Origin of the sequence: Qipengyuania sp., from assembly GCF_965277845.1 — a bacterium.
Classification (GTDB): Bacteria; Pseudomonadota; Alphaproteobacteria; order Sphingomonadales; family Sphingomonadaceae; genus Qipengyuania.
In genome coordinates, this window is sequence record NZ_OZ255844.1 from 755608 (window position 1) to 774183 (window position 18576).

The following is an 18576-nucleotide window of genomic DNA, read 5'->3' on the forward strand; positions in this document are numbered from 1 at the left end:
CAGCATGGTCGAGATTTTCACGGTCGGCGGCGGCGAGTATATCGTCAATGTCCTCAATGCCGTTGCCGCCTGGACCGGAGCGGGCGGCTACAAGAGCCTGATTCAGGTCGCGCTGGTGATGGGCATGGTGCTCGCGGTCATCGTGGTCGCGTTCAACCAGGACTGGCGCGCATGGCTCAACTGGTTCCTCGGTGCGACGCTCATCTACATGTGTCTGATGGTGCCGCGCATGGACGTCCATGTGACAGACCGGGTCAATCCAAGCCTTGCACCGGCAACGGTGGCCAATGTTCCGCTCGGGCTCGCCCTGATGGCAAGTTTCACCAGCCAGGCGGGGGACTATCTGACCCGCTCGGCCGAGCTCGTCTTCGGCTTGCCGGACGACCTCAACTACTCGAAGAACGGCATGATCTATGGCGCGCGGCTGCTTGAATCGACGCGGAGCTTGCGCATTTCCGATCCGGAGTTTGCTGCGAACTTCGACGAGCATGTCAGGCAATGCGTGTTCTACGATCTGCTGCTCGGCCGCTACTCGATGAAGGAGCTGTCCGAGAGCGATGATATCTGGGCGACGATCGCACCCGGCAGCGCGGCGCGCGCGCAGAAATTCCTGACCCGGCAGGCCGACGACAGCGTGACGGCCTCGATCATCACCTGCCGCGAAGCCTACACCGCGCTTTCGGGGCAATGGGCGAGCCTCATTGACGAGATGACGCTTGTCGCGGGACGCCAACTCTATCCGCGCCAGACCGAAGCGCTCGCCAAGGCCAAGCTCATGGCCGACCTCCCGATTGCCTATCAGTATCTTACCGGCATCTCGCGCAGCGCGAGCGACATTTTCCGCCAGGTGTTGACGATCAATGCCATGAACCAGGCCATGCACGGCTTTGCAGGGGCGAGCGGCACCGGCAGTATTGACGTCTTCGCGCAGACCCGGGCCGATATTCAGACCGAGCGGACCTATTCTTCGATCGCGCACAACGCGATGAAATGGGTCCCAATCCTCAATGTCGTACTGACGGTGGTGTTCTACGCGCTGTTCCCTGTCCTGTTTCCGCTGTTCCTGATGCCGCGGACCGGACCCATTGCATTGAGAGGTTACGTCACCGGCTTCTTCTATCTTGCGGCGTGGGGACCGCTCTTCGTCATCCTGCACATGATCCTGATGTTCAAAGGCGCGGGCGATGTCGCCGCCGCTGGCGGCAGCACGGGCCTCAGCCTCGCGACCTTTGCTGGCATGAGCGACGTCAACAGCGATATCGGCATCTTGGCAGGCTATCTTGTCGCCTCGATCCCGTTCCTTGCCGGCGGCGTGGCGCGTGGTGCGCTGGCGATTTCGGGCCAGGCAACGAGCTATCTCAACCCGAGCCAGAATGCAGCCGAGGAAGCCTCGCGCGAAGCGAGCACCGGCAACGTCTCACTCGGCAACTCGAGCATCGACAATTCGACAGTGTTTTCCCGCCAGTTTGCGCAGGGCAATCTTGCCCCCAACATTGCCTATGGCGCGGCACAGACGCGGGGATTCAGCGACAGCGGCACGCAGACGACCAGCTTCCCCGATGGCGAGTTCGCTGCAGTCCCGAATTCAAGCTATCCGTTCACGCCGACGCTCGGGCAGGACTTCACGGGCCGCCTAGGAACGATGGCGAGCCAGAGCCGGACGCAGAGCGAGACCTATGCCAACCTCGCCCAGCAATCGACGAGCTCTGCGCTCACCCGGTTCAGCGAGATCCGCAACGCCTACAGCCAGGGTCAGAGCTCCGATACTGTCAGCGGCGTTGGTACGAACGACAGCATCGGCACGGCATTCAGCGAAGTCGACAATGCCTCGAGGACGCTCCAGCAGCAGTTCGGCCTGTCCCGGCGCGCGTCAGACGACATTACTATTTCTTGGTTCCTCAACGGCGAAGCAGGAGCCGGAGCAAAGGCCGAAGGTGGAGTACTAAACGCGCAGGCGGGCGTCCGCGGTGGCCGAAATCAGTCGTGGACCGACAGCGATATCGGGATCGCCTCGGAAGATCGCGGCAGGATAATGGGTACGCTGCGGCAGCTTTCGGATAGCCGCAACTGGTCGAACACGCGTGAAGGCTTCCTGCGCGAGACGAGTTCGAGTTCGGTATCGCAGGTGTCAACCAGCTCGTCGGGTCTCAGCCGATCGCTGACCGAAGCCGAAAGCTACACACGAGAGGCGCGTCGGGCCGAAGAGGTGGCCAGCCGCCTCGAGAACCAGGCCAGTTGGTACGAGGCCAATAGTGCCGCAGGCACGCTAAACCTGAGCCAGGCTTATCGCGAATGGGGCATGGCCGAGATCGAAGCCAATCGCGACTATTACGGGCCGGTGCGCTTCGACGACATCGAGTTCCAGATGAGCGCGCGCGGCCAACAACTGCAATCGCGGTTTGTCGAGAGCTATGCTGATCGCCTACAAGACGACATCGAAGCCGACCTTTCGCTGCCGGACTTCGCTCCTGTCAGCCGCCCCGGGATCGGAAGTGCTGGGCAGGTACGCGCAAGAGGAGCCGTGGGCTCTGCGGGTGGTCCCTCAATGCCCGATGCTCCTGATCGGTCTGACATCACGGATGAGGTCGAGCGGGTGCGCCGACAGGGTCGTGGCAGGATCGGAACCGTGCGAACTTATCTTGATCGCCAAACGGAAGGCGCCACGGGCGCGAGTGAGGAAGCTGCAGACGACGTCAAAGAATGGGGCAATAGATAGCTACAGCACGAAATCCTGCAGGATGACGAACACCGCAAATGCGACGACGACCAGCCCAAGTAGCCAGAGTCCGCGTCGTTCCCAAGGATCTGCTAGAGCCTTCTTCCAGCTGTATTCCATGCGCCGATTTTCGGAGATGGCACGGTCGATCTCTCGCAGGCCCTTCCAGTCCGTCTGGTCGTTTTGCTCCTTCTCGTCATCCATTTCCATCACTCCGACCTAAATAAAGTAGCAAATTTGATGCATTATCGGGCATAAGCCAATTTACGTCTCGATATTGACACATTAAATATCATCACGTAAAGACGCAAAATCGCTACACAAAGCTCCATAACGGAGATAATGTCTCGATAATGCCACATTATGATTCACCAGATCTGCGTCCGCTCTCGGTGCTGCTATCCGACCTCGGGAAGCAGATCGAAGCATATCGCATATCACGCAATCTCAAGCAGGCCGAGCTTGCGGAAATGGCAGGTATCTCGCGTTCAACGCTCGCCCGCCTGGAAGCCGGTAATGGCGGGACCATCGATAGCCTCGCCAGGATAATGCGTGCGCTCGACATTGAAGACCGCCTGCTGGATGTCATGCCGGACGCCAAGCTGAGACCGCTCGATCCCCGGTCCGACACCGGCAAGGCGCGGCAAAGGGTGCGCAAGTCTTCTGAAGGTGAGGCTGGCGAGGAATGGAGCTGGGGTGACGAGGCCCCATGACGCGTGCGGTAGTCAATCTCTGGGGTCGTCAGATCGGCGCCGTCCTGTGGGATGAAGATCGCGATGTCGGGGTTTTCGAATACACTCCGGAATTCAGTCGCAGCGGCATCGAAGTCGCTCCGCTCACAATGCCATTACGAAGCGGCGTCTACGATTTTCCCGCGCTGAATTACGAGACCTTTAAAGGGCTACCGGGCATGCTGGCAGACAGCCTGCCCGACAAGTTTGGTAACGCGCTGATCAATCGCTGGCTTGCCGAGCAAGGCCGCACAGCCGACAGCTTCGATCCGGTCGAGCGCCTTTGTTATACCGGTCGCCGAGGCATGGGTGCGCTCGAATTCGAGCCCGCTACCGGTGAGCGCCGTGAACAGGGTCGGCCGGTCGATATCGCTCCGCTTGTCGAACTCGCCAACAGGGTCATTGCCGCGCGTGAAGAACTGGCCGGTGTGCTCAAGGGTGAAGATGATCATCGCGCACTTCAAGAGATCTTGCGCGTCGGCACCTCTGCTGGTGGCGCCCGGGCCAAGGCCGTCCTCGCCTGGAATGAGGAGACCGGAGAATTCCATTCAGGGCAGCTGACTGCAGGGCCCAGGTATACGCAATGGCTCGTCAAGTTCGACGGCGTGTCGGGCAGTGCCGACAAGGAGCTAGCCGATCCGATGGGCTTCGGCCGACTTGAATACGCTTGCTATCTGCTAGCCCGAGAGGCCGGCATCGACATGGCTCGTTCTCGTCTGCATGAAGAAGGCGGCCGGGCGCATTTCATGACACAGCGTTTCGACCGCACGCCTGATGGCAAGAAGCTTCACATGCAGTCGCTTTGCGCAATGCGCCATTTCGATTTCAACCTCGCTCGCGCATACAGCTACGAGCAGGCGATCGAGACCATCCGCATGCTCGGTCTCGGCCGCGAAGCGATTAAGGAGCAGGTGCGCCGCGCGCTGCTCAATATCTTCATCCGCAACCAGGACGACCACACCAAGAACATCGCATTCCTCATGGATAGCTCGGGTCGCTGGAGCCTCTCGCCCGCATTCGATGTCGTCTATGCCTACAATCCTGACGGGGACTGGACCAACGAACACCAGATGTCTCTGGCCGGAAAGACTGACGGCTTCGAGCTTGATGACTTGCTAGCGTTCGGCAAGTTCGCTGACCTGAAGGCAGGTGAGATCAGAAACATGATTGCCGAAATCAGATCCGCAATCAGCCTTTGGGACAGATTTACGGACTTGGCGGGTCTTTCGAAACGACTCTCTGCGCGTGCGAAAGCCGGATTCCGAGCCGAACTATAATGAAAATTGCACACTGAAAGTGATCCGAGACCAGGACTCACGCCAGTCCTTGCGGCTAAACTACTGTGCGGTGTCATCGCGGCTTCCAAGGTGATAAACTTGGGATCATCTCCGTCAGTTCGATTACACATCGTGGCATACCGACTAGACTTTGGAGAAGCTGTAGGTTGATTTTCAAAACGGCCACCGCAATTGGCATGCAAAATTGAATCTTTGGGAGTGCTGTCTCTAGGTTGGCCAGAAAACAGCGCTTGTTAGCTCCACGTACTCCTGACGATCGAAGTCCGCTGGTTCGACGTTCTGAAATATATTCAGAAATGCCTCCGCCTCGACGCTTTCTGGTTCAATGTATTGAGAGATCGCCCCAGTACAGCGAGAGCATGCCGCTGACAGGATCGGGATCAAATTGGCAAACATACGGTCCACTTCGTAGCTGTGAGCAAGACACCAATCCTCGAAGCGGTCCGCAGCAATGGCTTCACGCCCCGCAGCAACAGAATCCGCGTACTTGGCTGATTGCAAATCTAGAATTGCGCGGATGTCAGACCAGCTGACATAGTGTTCAGCGAAACTTCCACCATCTTCGCTTTCACCTGCTTCGAAATTGATCAGCAGATAGTCTCTGGGATGCTCTTCGGCTCTAGCCCGTCGATAAACGCTTCGAAGCCCGTTGGCTTGGTTATGGTGTCGAGCGTTTCTCAGTCGCAAGACAAATGCGCACAAGGGGTCATCGTAGAAATTGAAAGCTTCCGGCGCTTCCAATTTCACTGCGTCATAAAGGCCATGGAATGCATTCAGAATCCCATCGATTGCGTGGTCTAGATTGCCGACGGCTTCTGGTGCATCGATCAGAAAAAGTTGGCGAAAGCGAAGATGCTGTTCGGCAAAAACTCGAAACGCTTGGGCTAGAGTTTCGAAGCGATCTGAGATCATAGAATGGTGCTACTTAAAGGGTGTGATGGCTGGATCGGAGCCGCCGAACGTGAATTCGATCCAATCATCGTTATCGTCCTCGCCGCCAGGAATCACCTCAATCTTTGTCGGAAGCCTCCCGTTCGCGAACGGCAGTTTGAATGGATTGCCACGTTGAAGTTCTGACATACGATCCACACTGATTTGGCCAGTGAGAACCTCCATAATCATGCGAGAGCTCAATCTGACATTATCGCCTGACATTTTGCAGCCTCCATGGTGCCCCCATCCATAATCTGCTTCGATCGCCCTTCGTGCAGCATTGACTGGCATGTCTCGGGGATAAGGGAAGTTTCGCATCATCGAACGAAAGGTCGTGTCGAGATCGCCAGCAATCTTTAATGCGTCTTGCGTGCGCAGCATTGCAAACATTTGCCGGTCGTAGCCCTCGGCGGGATGCCAGCCACGTCTCTCCTCACGAACGCTAATCGCCAAAACGAAGTCTACCGAGCTGTTCTGCCGCAAGAAATCGCGTGTCAGAGTATCCATGAGATCGATGCGATTGCCGAAGCCACCATCGGCCATAGTGGCGCAATCCGCATCGCAGATGATTATCCCGGTTAAGGCATCCACCCCCTTCAACTGCGGAACCTTCGATCTCAGCGCCTTATAATAGGGGTTCCGATTTTTGATGCTTGGGCGGTCATATGAGGCATAGCCGCCGCTACTGTAGGGGCTCTTGGCCGGATCAATACTGACTGAAATTTCAGTTTCCTCGTCCACAATGTCTACGCGGATCGGACACTGCCCAGAGCGGTGCTGTTGCCTTATCTCAGGCTCGATGGCTGTCTTGAAGTATTGGCGCAGGCTTGACCGATTGGGCATCTGCAAGGTCGTTTGCTCGCCTCGATCCTTTCGCTCTCGACTCGATCCTATTCGGATATCCACTCCGCCTATTGGCATTCCGAGCTTGGTTTTCAGACTTTCAACCAGATTGCTCAGATCTTCATATGGATTTTTCTTGTCGAGCCCCGCGTCGGATACGGTAGTCACGTCTGCTACAAACGATATGCCTAGGCCTGCGTACTCGATATCGGGATTTTTGCCGTTCACCTGCTCCGCTTCAACAGCTACCGACCCGACTTGATTGAGGCCGTGTACAACCATGAGTTCATAAACGGCTGCCAGCCTATCGCGATTTGGCTGATTTAATCGGCGCACTAAGTCCGCATGCCACTCGCTCGGAGTGCAGGGCCGGATTGCGTCCAAACGTGCTTGAATGCTTCGACGACTAAAGAGCAAGATGGCCGCCTTTAGTCATTGATGCTGGTCACTTCTTTGAGCTGGCGATCCATTCCGTCAATGGCTCCAGATCGTGTGCCCAGAAGATGGTCAGGCCGCGTTCCTGCGCATCCAACAAATTGTGCAACTTGTAGACGCCGCTGAGGACCGCACTTGGCACAACCTGCCGCAGGCCAAAGTCCGTTTTCCAGCTCGTAGCTTTCACCGCAGCATCATTGTTCAACCGCTTGACCGAGTTGGTTGATGAGTTTGACACCTTACACTCTATGGGCATCACGCGATGGTCCCAAAGTCGCACGATGATATCGCCTTTGCGGTTGCCGAGCACACTTTCGCCGCAGAATTGTCCTGGCTCGGGTGCCAGGGCGATCGTAGTGATCTTTCGCGGTTCCACCTCTTCGAAACCGAGCTTCAAGAGTGAATCCTTCACCGCGCCTTCCTGACGATCTTTGCCAGATGTCCGACGCTTTGTCTGAGCTCGACTCGCAGCCATCAACGCCGCCGAGGCAAGCACGGCTGCATTGCGCTCAGCCTCGGTCGGTTCACGATCTTCAACGACCCAAGCGAAGCGCCGACGGTCAAGCACCTGGCGGACTACAGCTATTACGCGCTGGACCAGTGCCGGTGTGGCCGCAAGATGTCCTTTCGTGAGCGATTGTGCATCCGAAAGGGTCTTCAGATCGTCCTGAGAAATCGGAGGACCTGCGAGATACCTGAACGCCTCAAGCAAATTTGGATCGCCCAAAACATCGAGCGCCGTATCCTCAAGACGAGAAAGGTCGACGGTGGTCTCGAGTATCTCCTCGATATGCCCCTGATACTCGTCAAAAGCGTCGAGATAGTCTTCCAGAGGTTCTTCGAGACGTTCGGTGCAAAAGGCCGCGATTGCCTTTTCTCTTTCGACCTCTAATTCTTCGTCGCTCCAAAGCGGCCGATCAATCACAGGCATACTCCGCTTGTGAGCAACTCCGGGCTCGGCACAATCACCCGTTCCATTTCACGAGGCTCAAATTTGGTTAGACCACCCGCGTAAGTCCGTCCCGACTTTTGCGAGATGTTGTGCTGCAGATAGGAGACCAAGGCGCGCTTCAACTTTTCGTTCATCGGGTCACGAGGATACAACCCATGAGCGATATTGATATGCCTTGCTCCGGCTTTGTTTAGGGCAAAGCCAGGAGGGCGTCGGGCCATATATGTCGATATGATCGGGGCCGCTTCGCGAAGCCCAATTGACCACCAAGCCTTTCTATTGCGTGCGACATACCCGCTATGTGCACCCATCGATTTTGCTACCTTCAGGAAGCTTTCAACGCGCTTGCGGTCTGAGACAGAAAGTTCATCTAGGTCGGTTGGCAGATCGATGGCTTGCCTGAGCAAGTCGGGATCTTTCAACAAGCCGCCGGAATTGAAGACCTCGCGAGCGCGCGTGATGGTTGGGAAAAGCACCGAGTCAGGCAAACCAGCACTATGCTCTCCGGCGATCCATACGCCGTTTGCCCCGGTAACAGTGCCGCGATGAACCCGGCACAGTTCTCCTAGCTCGACGTATCCCTCGGGTGGACGTTCCGCTACCCGCGTCAGATGTGACCACCGCTTCTCGGTAGCGAGACGGTCTCGCCTAATGCGTCGACCACTTCCGAGTTTACCCAGACTTGCGAGGTCATCTACTCTCTGAAAGCTAACAGTCTTGGGTTCCGCACCAATTTCGAAGGTTGTGATCGCTGCGGTCGTGGCAGCATCGGGAAATGGCTGCGCGGTCGGTTCGATTACGGTAATGTTCTTCCCGCCGAGTTCGCCGAGCATCAGCGACCGAACGAGCGAGCCGTAGTTCACGTCAAGCCACTCGGAAGCTGTAACGAATGCCCCTACGTCCTTCTTCTCGGCTTCAAGTGCTGTCGCGAGGAAAAAGTACACGTGGAGCCCAGCGAGTTTGCTCGCCGGCAGTTTCAATTCTGCCGCTCTTTGCGCGAGCCAATCCTTCCACACAGCATCGATCTGATGATGCCTGACGTATGGTGGATTACCGATGTACAGTGTCTGTCCAGCAGTCCTCTCGGTGAAATTTCGGAAGTCACCGAGTATGATCTTTGCCCGCTTTGCATACCCATTCACACACAGATTGGCACGGGCCATCAGGGTTGCGACCGGGTCCACATCAATGCCGACAAGCTGAGCATTTGGGAACGCTCGCCCGGCGGCTGAGAGGAAGCGGCCTGAGCCAACCCCTGGGTCGACAACGCGCGATGGACTTGAGTTATTCGCGGCCCACTGCACCATCGACTGAACAATGCCCTCAGGAGTGTACGTCGCCCCATCAGACCGGCGTGTCTCCGCAGATCGGATTGACGAGAACCCTTCTCCTAAAGGGTCATTTCCGCTGAGAATTGAATCACGCAGCAGAGCCACTCTCTTTGCGGAAACTCGCTGCTTGGCAGAGCTTGCAGCGAGCCTCTTTTCAGCCTCCGATAACCCATGCCCGACATCGAGCGCGCCGAGTTGCAAGGCTGCCGAAATCAGTTCCTTCTCTGACGCGAAGAGAATGGGGAGATCAGTCATCGGACCGCCTCCCGATTTGCGCTTTGGCTCATCGACGTGGTTCCAACAAATTGGAACGGCTGCACCTCAATTTCTCTGTTTTTCTTGCGAGCTTCGGCGATGTCAAATGCAGTCTGCATCTGCATCATCGCTTCCAATGGAAATCCGAATGCCTTCTCCAACCGAACTGCCATCTCTGGAGACAAATGAACTCGTTGGTTGATGAGTTTGGATAGCGAAGGACGCGCGACGCCTAGAGCCTTTGCTGCCTCCGTGACGGATATCCCACGCTCGTCAATCAACTTGATTTTCAAGAACCGACCAGGGTGCCCGGGATGCTCCGTTCTAAACTGTGTCGCAGTACCCATTTGGTATCCCCTTTGCAGTCTATTGCCCTGTAACGCTACGGGTTACAAGTGTACCTTTGTTCTTTTTTTGTTCCACTGTCAATTGGAGCTGAAAGCAGCCTCACGAGCGTCGAGCTAGATAATTCTCTACCTTCTCGACTGTTCGGCGGCGCGGCCTGCGGCCAGCTCGTAGGTCAAGCACGAAGCGCGGATCGCCAACCGCGCGACGACCGAACCGTGTCGCCGAAATGTGCGATTCCTTCAGATGTCGTTCAATGCGATCCAGCAATTTCATGGCCTTCCTCGACTCACTCAACACTTGTGTTCCTGTTTTGTTCTTAGTAGGAAGGTTCCATCGAGTCTAGGAGATTTCCTTCTCTCCTGAGACCGCTAGAAGGAACGACACATGGAACATGTCAGAGAGGAGCTCGATCGCCTGATCCAGCAGCGACGGCTCGGATATTCCTCGATCTCGCGGATGATCGGAAGAAACTCGTCCTACATTCAGCAATTCATCAAGCGTGGATCGCCGCGCAAACTGGATGACGATGACCGGCGCACGCTTGCCAGCTTCTTCGGGGTCGACGAGCAAGTGCTTGGCGGACCGCCCGCACCCATGCGTGACGGGTTGATCGAAATACCCGTGCTCAATGTCGATGCATCGGCGGGCTTTGGAGCGATTGCCGAAAGCGAGACCGCCCATACCCGCTTCGGTTTCGACGAACGCTGGCTTGGCCGGTTGACCCGGGCGAAGAGCGCCAGCCTTTCGATCATCCACGTCTTGGGCGACTCCATGGAGCCGACACTCAGCGATGGCGACGAGGTGCTGGTCGATGCATCGGACCAAGGCTCGCGGCTGCGCGACGGTATCTACGTCCTGCGCGCCGACGATGCGCTGGTGGTCAAGCGCGTGACGCTCAAGCCCGGTGGCCGCAATATCACCATCAGCAGCGATAATTCGGCCTATCCGAGCTGGGACGATGTCGACCGGTCCGAGATCCAAGTGGTCGGACGGGTCATCTGGTTTGGGCGGGCGGTATAGAAAGCTCTCGTCGGCTCAGATCCCGATTTCGAAATGCTTTACCCTTTCCTTCGTGAGTTCGGGCTTGTCACTTGCAGGCGAAGGGCTGCGGACATCCTCGTCTTGCGAAAGGCCCTTGGCCGCTGCCGCCTTGAGCCTTTGCGTTACTTCAAGGGCCGACGCTTTCTCGCCGCTGTTGGACTTGATGGCCCGGCCGAGTTTCTCGGCATTATCTGCAATCAGCGTAAGGCCGTCGCGAAGCCGGGTGACCGTGACCAGGAAAGTCTGCCGATTGGCGAGATTGCGTTCGCGGCTGTCCATCACTGCGATCCCGCGATCCGAAGTAAGTCCCTGCGCCATATGCGCATTGAGGGCGTAGGCGAGGTCCATGCATTTGAGCATGGGGTCGCCGCGGTTCAGGCGGAGCTCCTTGCCCACTGATGTCTCGACCAAGACGCCCTTTGTGTCGATGGCCACGATCCTCGCCTGGTCGGCGTTGAACAGCCCGCGCTTGTGGTCGTTGTCGGTCCAACGGATTTTGTCACCTTCAATGATGGACAGCGATTTGCGCTCGAAGAGCGACAGCCGGCTATCGTCTGCGCCCGGCCGCAAGCGCGCGGGATTGAACTTGCGAAGCCGTCCTTTCCTGTCCTCAAGCACGAGCTGCTTCCGCGCATGGTCAATGGTCTTGACGGTGTAGTCACCCTTGGAGAGTTTCTGGGTGCTGTCGCGCGAGCGGAAGTTAAGGACCATGCCTGGTTGGTAAGTGCGAAGATAGCGCAGCTCCTCGTGTGTCACATTCACCCGCGAATGAACGGTCAGCCGGCCCGATCGTGGGCCGAGCTCGCCGTTGGCCTTGAGTCCGCACTGCACAGCCTCGTTGACCGCAGAACGTAAGGCCCGTCCCGAAGCGTAGATCGACGTCCGATCCCGATCCGCCGGGCTGAGCGAAAGCCACTTTTCGGCAGCAACAATCGCGCTGTCCCCACGAGCTTCGATGGTTGAAGGAGCAAGAGCCTGGAGCGCATCGTCGATGCGTCCCTCCTGCGCTGCGGCCTGGGCTCGCCGCAGTATGGGATCGCGGCCGCGTAAATTCACATCCATGTTGGCGCGCTCGATCCCGGCCTGCTGGACGAGGTCGAAGGGCTTACCGGCATCGACGGCGGCTAGCTGTCGCTTGTCGCCGACGAGAACCAGGCGCTGGACTTCTGCAAGGTTCGCCAGCCGTACCAGCTTGGCCTTGTCCTCGTTCGACACCATCGACGCCTCATCGAGCACCAGGACATGGTCTCCGAGAGCGCTCCGAGCCTCACGCAGCAACGTGGCATTTCCCGGCTCGTGCAGAAGCCTGCCCCATTGCGCGAGAAAGCGGGCGATGGTCATCGAACGGATGCCGGTGTCGCGCTCGAGCATCTGGACGAGCGTGTTCTGCACGGCGAGCCCCAGTACCTGCTTGCCTTCCTCGCGAAGCAGCTGGGCAACAGGCTTCATCACGCTGCTTTTGCCCGCCCCGGCTATGCCCTGGATCGCTACGGTCCGGTCACGCGACGAAAGGACAAGGCCAGCCGCATTCTCCTGTCCTTCGTTGAGCGAATTCCGTGGTTGAGCGCAGCAACAGCCTGAACCCGCTCTGCAGCGTCCGCCCGATCCAGGATGGGCAACACCGCACCTCGTCCCTGGTCGACATTCGCAATAATGGTGCTTTCAAGGTCAAGCGCCTCCCGGCTCGCCAGCCAGCCTTTGTGCTCGCCTTTGCCGGATTCGAGTGCGCCGCTTCTGATCAATGCGTTCACACGGGTTTCGATGTGGTCCACCGTCGTCGGCAGCCCAAAATCGAGCGCCGCCTTCAGCAATCCCTCACGGGGAAAGGCTGCCTCGCGCTGCGAGAGATGGCGCACCGCGGAAGCAACGGCCTGCGCTGCCGCGATGGTCGGTGCATCTTGCTTGAGGACATGGGCAGGGATCAGTGGATCCGCCGGATTGCCCTTGATCCGCTGCGCGAACTCTCTCAGCTTCGCAATTCCACGCTGCAGAAGGTTCCCTTCTTTCGAGCTGGGAATGTCCTTTGTTGCAGCGCGCATCTGCGACGCATCGATCAAGCCGGTAAGGTCAATCCCGACTTCCTGGGATTTCTGCCGCCACCCATCGAGAAGGCCTTCCCGGTCCCTAACGGGCGCCTTGCTTTTCCTTGTATCGAGCACAGCAATGTCGCGGGTTTTCGGAGTATTCTCCCCCAGCTGGCGTACCGCGTCGAGGACTTCTTCGCGCCGCGTCGAAAAGGCCATAACTTGCTGGCGGGCAATGCCCGCTGCTTCGAAGTTGCCATGCTTTCCAACCGGCCCAGCCTCGTAGCCCATTTTCTCGACTGCCAGACGAAAGCGAGCCATGGTCATCGAGTTGAGCAGCGTGTTGAACGACCAAAGTTTGTCGTTGCGAAGCGCGCGCCACTTTCCGTCGCTGCCTTGCGTGACATTCGCCACGACCGCGTGAAAATGCAGGTTTGGCTCCTGGTTGCGGTTGGTGTCGTGCTGGAAAAGACCAATCGTCAGGTTATCTGTCGCGACCTTCCCGTAACCAGCCTGACTGCCCATCCGGGTCTGCGCCGCGTTCTTTTCTGCCCAGCGCAAGGTCTCGATGACGGCCTCACGATAAGCATCGATAATCCGCTGGTCGCCGCCCACCAGCGCGAGCAGCGACCAGCTTTTCGGGAGTGAAAATGTGAGGTCGGTTCCCGGCCTGTGGGCCTGGCCCGCGTTGCCGACCTGGATACCGCCGGGAAGCTCTCCCCGCAGCAAGGCATCGAATTGCTCGGCGCTGACGCGGCCCTCAAGGCCAAGTCGTTCCGCTCCCTTCCCGACCCAGGTTCCGGAACGATCGGCATCGGCGCCGGTGTAGTAATTGTCTGCCGCGAAATAGCTCGCAGCAGCCGAAGGGGAGCGCACATTGGCGACGGAAAGCATCCAGTTTGGTCCTCGTCACGGCTCCCCTCGCGGCCGGGTAATCCCTCCCTATTTGCCTTTCACATGTCGGGCTCGAACTCGCCGAAATCCTTTTCCGGAGGATCTGCGACCGCACCTTCACGCAGGTCTTTCTCGACCGGTATGAGAGGCTGGCGCCCGTTGGCAGCTGAACGGCCTCGTTGCGTCGAACCAGCCTTGCCACCTGTGTCATCGCCGGCGGTTCCGGGTTCGGACGGATGCTGTTCCGCGCCCATTGCTGGTGCATCCTCACCGGTTTGCACTGCGGCGAGAGGTAGCGTTGGACCTGCATCCAGATGCGTATCGGAACGGGTTTCGGCACCGAGCTCACCAGTAGCGCGTCCTGCATTCAGCTTTTCAAGCGGCACAGGCTCCTGCCGATCCTGCGGTTCATCGGCGACACGGCGCTGCCCCTCCAAGTCGAGTTTGAGCTGCTTTGTATCGACAGGTTTACCGGCACCGTCGTCGTTCGAGGCGGGATGCTCATCAATCGGTTTCGAACCCGGTCTTGCTTGAAGCGCCGTTGCCGCAGGACCCTGGTCAGGCTTAATGAGCGGTTTCTCGCGGGCGATGAATCCCTCGGCAATACGGCCACGCGTGCGCGGAATGAGCGATACCGGCGCAGCGGGGAATCCGTCGGGAAATTTGATGTAGGCCGACAACCTCGGAAGGTTCATAAACTGGTCGGGCAGGAGCAATGGCTCGATCTGCCGCCTCGGCGTCAGGCTGACCGCATCGCGCGCATTGTTGTACCCGTAGCTATAGCCTTCTTCCATGTCGCGCACCTGCCGGTGGCCGATGAAATCGGAGCACCAGGTCGCTGTCTCTCGATCGGCCGTCGCTAGGATGAGCTTCGTTCGCGCAAGCGAGGAAAGTGTCATGGCCATGTTCTCGCCGTAGACTTCCTTGAGCTTGGCAAACGCATGCACCCCGGTGACGATCGCACCGCCGAAGTTGCGCGCCGTTTGCAACCCCTTTTCAAGCGCCGGTAGTCGGTGAAGGGCACCGAGCTCGTCGATCAGGAACCACATCCGCAGGTCATGTGTGCGCTCGAGCGTCATCAGCGTATTCATCGCCGTGTCGAGCCACAGCGTCAGCAACTGCGAGGAGATGCTCATGTCGACATAGCGGGCAGAAAGGAACAGGATCGAGCCCGCCTGGTAGTCGCCTTTGACCCAGTCGCGGACCGAAAAGCGCGGTCCGGATGAGGGCAAAAGCTTGAGCACTTTCGCATTCGCATTGAACACAGCGCGGATCGATTCCGCCATGCGGGCCGCTTCCGGAGCGGTCAGCGGATCGGCCATGGTACCGCGCATCAGCTTATGCACCTCGGACAGATCAGCGGTCATCAGCCGCCGTGCCAACGCCTCATTGGTTGCAGTGCCGGTACGGGCAAGATGAAGACACATCTCGACAAACAGCATGCGCGCCGCAAGCACCCAGAACTGTTCTGAACCACCCCCGTCATGGGGCACGAGCGCTTCAGCGGCAGCATGAAACTCAGCTTCCGTCGTGCAGTCGTTGAACACGCTCCAAAGCGGGCACCGCACATCGACAGGATTGAGAATGATGTCGCGTGCAGGATCGTAGAAGGCCTCAATGAATGCCCCTGTGAGGTCGAAAATGACCGCGCGCTGGCCGCGTTCACGCGCTTCGGCAACAAGTTCGGTGAGCGCCACGGTCTTGCCGGTTCCGGTCGTACCGATGAGCATGGCGTGGCTCTGCTCGAGCCGCCACGGCCAGCTTACACCGGCGAGATGTGCGGGTTGGTAATGGCCTGCTTCGGCCAGCGCCGACGAGCTCGCAAGCCGCCACTTCCAGCCAAACTTGCGGCCCAGTTCTTCGGCCCTGAATGCCTTGTTGTGACGCTCGATTTCTTCTTCGAGTTCGTCGAGCGAAACAAGCATTGCGCCGCGCTCGTGCTTGCGCTCCTTTGACCGACCGCCAAAGCGCTCGGCGAACCACCAGAAGAACACGAAGGCCGGGATCAGCAGTACTGCCGAAACCAGCAATCCCTGCTTCACTGCCGTACGAAACGCCTCGACCGCCTCGCGCATCGGCGGGAACTCGCGAACGATGCCGAACGGGAGGCCGACCCTTTCGCCGTCAAGCAGTTCAAGGTTGACCAGCTTGGCCGGATCGAACTCCATGAAGGCATAGAGACTGGCGTAGATATGCATCCAGACCAGGTAGATCTGGTGATCACTCAGAGCCGACCGCACCTCCCAATAGCAGGTGCCGACCGCTACCAGGCCGGTGACAATCAAGGGGCCCTTCAGGCCGGCTGCAAACATGAAACCAAAGTGGCCGAGCAACTGGCTCCCGCGGGTGAAATTCAGGAGATTATGCTTCATGGGATTGGCCTCCCATGTTTGCGTTGACGAGGAGGCCAAGACGCTCGAGGCGTCGCCGGTATGCCTCGTGAGTACGGTCGCGCAAACTCGCGTCAGGGTGGCTGGCCAGAAGCGCATCGAGCGCCACCGAAATGAAGATTGCCTGGCGCGCGGGATCGAGCCCTGCGGGCCTGTCCTTCGCCTCGTTATCGCGCTGCCACGCTGCGACGATGAGGTCACGAATAAAGACGCTGACACTGACGCCATGGTCCGCGGCACACTGGCGAACCCAGTTACCCACGGAGAGAGATACGAATGTCTGAAGCCGATCTTGTCGGGTCATGAAACAGGTTCCTTGTCGGGCCGACGGAACCTGGCTCACCTTGCGGAAGGTGGCAATGAGAATAAATCGTGAACAACTCGCAGTCAATCGAAAGATTCGGACTATATTTCAAGGTGATAGATGGATGTGAGTTGTCAGCGGATCAGCGCAAAGCCGCTCTACTCGCAGACGGGTTGATTTCGCCCAAAACCACATTCTTTAGCAATAACAGAAAGATTAATCCCGAAATCGCGGGGTAGGGTGTGCTCCTTTGTTCCCAAGTGCGCGAGGTGGTCCAGGCAATGAGGGGGATTCATCAAGGACGACTTTTCCCGATCTCCATGTTGGAGCGCGAGCAACCAAGCCTGGCAGCTCACAGCATGCAGATAGAAAGCAGTTGGACGCCTCCAGCCGAAGACAGCACCTGCGAAAGAGGCAGCGGCCAAGGGCGCGTGGGAAGCAAAGCAAGCGGGACCTGTCGCGTGCCCAAGCTTCCCGCCGCCCGACCCGGTGCCGGTTCGCAAGTGCGCGCGGGGCCCAAGAACAAATTACGCCGCACCCTCAGGAGCGCATCGCAAGATGCGCGGGACAGAGTGCGTCCACAGCCCCGCTCCACTTATCGGGCGGCGCCGCATTGCGGTGGGCGGCCGTCAGAGCAACCGACCGAACCGGTTTCTTGTGCTTCGATGGACTACCCGGCGAACAAGAAAAAAGGGCAGGAACCGCTTCCGGTTCCCGCCCTGTCGGAAGTCTCAAAACTCGTCGAGCATGCCGCCGTGGACCGTGTGGACCACCCGCGCTGCGAGATGCACTGGCAATATGTTGTAGTCACCCTCGTCGAGGGCAAAGTACCCGAGTTCGTCATCCTCGATAACGTGCTGATCGAAGAAGCTGTGCAGCGCTCTCTTCTCGGCTGTCTCCAGAGCCTCGAAATAGCTCCGTGACGGAAGGGCGCAATGCATCGAATAAGCCATGATAATCCTCCTGATTTCTGTCGTGAGACGACAGGAGGTGCGCGCGATGGTCTTGTGCATCCCGGGTCAGGGATCGCCCGGATGGGCGACCGCGATAGCGGCGGTGGGGGTAACGATTTTGTTCGCCGCCGGATGCAATCCGGTGGCGGGCAAAATGGTGGGGCCCCGCCGTCCTTGAGGCGGGAGGCGCAAGGCCATCATGCTGGGAGAACCGTGAGCAAGGACCCACCACCTCCGCCCAATATCAAACATCTGCTGCGTGCGAATTGTCTTTCCTACACCCCGATGACGCGGGCATGAAACCAACCGGGGAGCAGATCCGAGGGGGACAAAAGGACAAGTAACATGCCCCGAAACAGGAGCGCGATAGCAGCCCTGCAAAAGCTCGAAGCAGACCGCGAGGCGCTCGACGCCAGACAACGCGAACTTGAAGTGCAGGCGGCCAGAGAACTCGGCGAAATCATCCTGGGAAGTGGTCTCGAAAGCTTCTCGAAGAGGGGCCTGAGGAAGGTTGCCGAAGAACTCGGGAAACTCGGCGAGGATGCCGCGATCGAGAAACTGACGGGGCGCGGTGCAACACGTGCTTCGAATGCAGCGCCGGGAACCCAGTAACCCCAGAGGAAGAGGCCCTGCCGCTTGCGGCAGAGCCTCTTCGTAAGGGGACGATCGGGATCGATGTCAGTCGATATCGGGAGCGTCGGTGTTGTCGTTGTCGTCGCTCGAACCACTACCGCGGGAGAGGAAGTCGACCTTGTCGGCGAGGATCTCGGTGCCGTAGCGCGTGACCCCGTCCTTGTCCTCCCACTGGGTGTAGTGGATGCGGCCCTGCACGCTGACCAACTGGCCCTTGGAGCAGTACTGCCCGACGGTCTTGGCGAGGCCGTTGAAACAGGTCACCCGGTGGAACTCACTTTCCTTGGCGGTATAGCCGTTCTCGTCCTTGTAGGTCTTGCCGTCCTTGTCGCGTGCGGGGCGATCGGTGACGACGGTGATCCCGGTGACGTTGGTGCCTCCCTTGGTCTCGCGGGTGTCGGGATCGCGGGCGATGCGGCCGGTGAGGATTGCGATATTGGTCATGATAGTAGTCCTTCAGTTCCTCAAACCGGAGACCATCTCCGGCTTGCGAAC

General features: G+C 58.5%; 15 protein-coding genes and 1 pseudogene. 5 read left to right on the forward strand and 11 right to left on the reverse strand.

Annotated features, from left to right (window positions below):
• Positions 1 to 4 precede the first annotated feature (4 nt).
• Positions 5 to 2716 carry a conjugal transfer protein TraG N-terminal domain-containing protein gene (locus ACQY4G_RS03720; protein WP_067695821.1) on the forward strand — a complete coding sequence of 904 codons (2712 nt, stop codon included), beginning with the start codon at positions 5 to 7 and terminating at the stop codon, positions 2714 to 2716.
• Here ACQY4G_RS03720 and ACQY4G_RS03725 read toward each other — a convergent pair whose 3' ends face one another.
• Positions 2717 to 2920, reverse strand: coding sequence for a hypothetical protein (locus tag ACQY4G_RS03725; RefSeq protein WP_320181559.1), 204 nt, complete (start codon positions 2918 to 2920; stop codon positions 2717 to 2719).
• Between the two features lie 149 nt (positions 2921 to 3069).
• Between ACQY4G_RS03725 and ACQY4G_RS03730 the strand changes: the two genes are divergently transcribed.
• On the forward strand, positions 3070 to 3429 hold the full coding sequence (locus ACQY4G_RS03730; protein ID WP_067695826.1) for a helix-turn-helix domain-containing protein: 360 nt from the start codon (positions 3070 to 3072) through the stop codon (positions 3427 to 3429).
• Entirely contained in the window at positions 3426 to 4724 is a 1299-nt protein-coding gene (locus ACQY4G_RS03735) for a type II toxin-antitoxin system HipA family toxin (protein WP_067695830.1), read from the forward strand. The genes ACQY4G_RS03730 and ACQY4G_RS03735 overlap by 4 nt, the downstream gene beginning before the upstream one ends.
• Before the next feature lie 228 nt (positions 4725 to 4952).
• Here the strand turns inward: ACQY4G_RS03735 and ACQY4G_RS03740 are convergent, their stop codons facing one another.
• The 5 genes from ACQY4G_RS03740 to ACQY4G_RS03760 are packed head-to-tail and all read right to left on the reverse strand — an operon-like array spanning position 4953 to position 9787.
• The gene (locus tag ACQY4G_RS03740; protein ID WP_157075203.1) at positions 4953 to 5657 is read right to left on the reverse strand and encodes a hypothetical protein; all 705 of its coding nucleotides are present in this window, start codon (positions 5655 to 5657) and stop codon (positions 4953 to 4955) included.
• Positions 5658 to 5666: 9 nt separating this feature from the next.
• Positions 5667 to 6938, reverse strand: a complete 1272-nt coding sequence (locus ACQY4G_RS03745; protein ID WP_421993148.1) for a hypothetical protein — start codon at positions 6936 to 6938, stop codon at positions 5667 to 5669.
• Between the two features lie 28 nt (positions 6939 to 6966).
• Positions 6967 to 7887: a XamI family restriction endonuclease gene (locus tag ACQY4G_RS03750; protein ID WP_067695841.1), complete on the reverse strand. Its 921-nt coding sequence runs from the start codon at positions 7885 to 7887 to the stop codon at positions 6967 to 6969.
• Positions 7878 to 9494 carry an N-6 DNA methylase gene (locus tag ACQY4G_RS03755; RefSeq protein WP_067695844.1) on the reverse strand — a complete coding sequence of 539 codons (1617 nt, stop codon included), beginning with the start codon at positions 9492 to 9494 and terminating at the stop codon, positions 7878 to 7880. Before ACQY4G_RS03755 ends, ACQY4G_RS03750 begins: the two co-directional genes overlap by 10 nt.
• Positions 9491 to 9787: a HigA family addiction module antitoxin gene (locus tag ACQY4G_RS03760; protein ID WP_234002412.1), complete on the reverse strand. Its 297-nt coding sequence runs from the start codon at positions 9785 to 9787 to the stop codon at positions 9491 to 9493. The genes ACQY4G_RS03755 and ACQY4G_RS03760 overlap by 4 nt, the downstream gene beginning before the upstream one ends.
• A gap of 439 nt (positions 9788 to 10226) precedes the next feature.
• Here ACQY4G_RS03760 and ACQY4G_RS03765 point away from each other — a divergent pair, with 439 nt between their 5' ends.
• A complete protein-coding gene (locus tag ACQY4G_RS03765) occupies positions 10227 to 10862 on the forward strand; it encodes a S24 family peptidase (protein ID WP_067695850.1) in 636 nt (211 codons plus the stop codon).
• A gap of 15 nt (positions 10863 to 10877) precedes the next feature.
• On the opposite strand, the pseudogene mobF reads toward ACQY4G_RS03765, so the two are convergent.
• From mobF to ACQY4G_RS03785, 4 genes and pseudogenes are all read right to left on the reverse strand, one after another.
• Positions 10878 to 13801: pseudogene (gene mobF, locus ACQY4G_RS03770) on the reverse strand (MobF family relaxase).
• 59 nt (positions 13802 to 13860) lie between these two features.
• The gene (locus tag ACQY4G_RS03775; RefSeq protein ID WP_067695856.1) at positions 13861 to 16173 is read right to left on the reverse strand and encodes a type IV secretion system DNA-binding domain-containing protein; all 2313 of its coding nucleotides are present in this window, start codon (positions 16171 to 16173) and stop codon (positions 13861 to 13863) included.
• Entirely contained in the window at positions 16163 to 16495 is a 333-nt protein-coding gene (locus ACQY4G_RS03780) for a hypothetical protein (protein ID WP_083508388.1), read from the reverse strand. Before ACQY4G_RS03780 ends, ACQY4G_RS03775 begins: the two co-directional genes overlap by 11 nt.
• A gap of 731 nt (positions 16496 to 17226) precedes the next feature.
• On the reverse strand, positions 17227 to 17448 hold the full coding sequence (locus ACQY4G_RS03785; RefSeq protein ID WP_067696232.1) for a hypothetical protein: 222 nt from the start codon (positions 17446 to 17448) through the stop codon (positions 17227 to 17229).
• 345 nt (positions 17449 to 17793) lie between these two features.
• On the opposite strand from ACQY4G_RS03785, the gene ACQY4G_RS03790 reads away from it, so the two are divergent.
• Positions 17794 to 18060, forward strand: coding sequence for a DUF6437 family protein (locus ACQY4G_RS03790; RefSeq protein WP_067695862.1), 267 nt, complete (start codon positions 17794 to 17796; stop codon positions 18058 to 18060).
• Positions 18061 to 18126: 66 nt separating this feature from the next.
• On the opposite strand, the gene ACQY4G_RS03795 is transcribed toward ACQY4G_RS03790, so the two are convergent.
• Complete coding sequence (locus tag ACQY4G_RS03795) at positions 18127 to 18525, reverse strand: single-stranded DNA-binding protein (RefSeq protein WP_067695865.1); 399 nt, start codon at positions 18523 to 18525, stop codon at positions 18127 to 18129.
• Positions 18526 to 18576 lie beyond the last annotated feature (51 nt).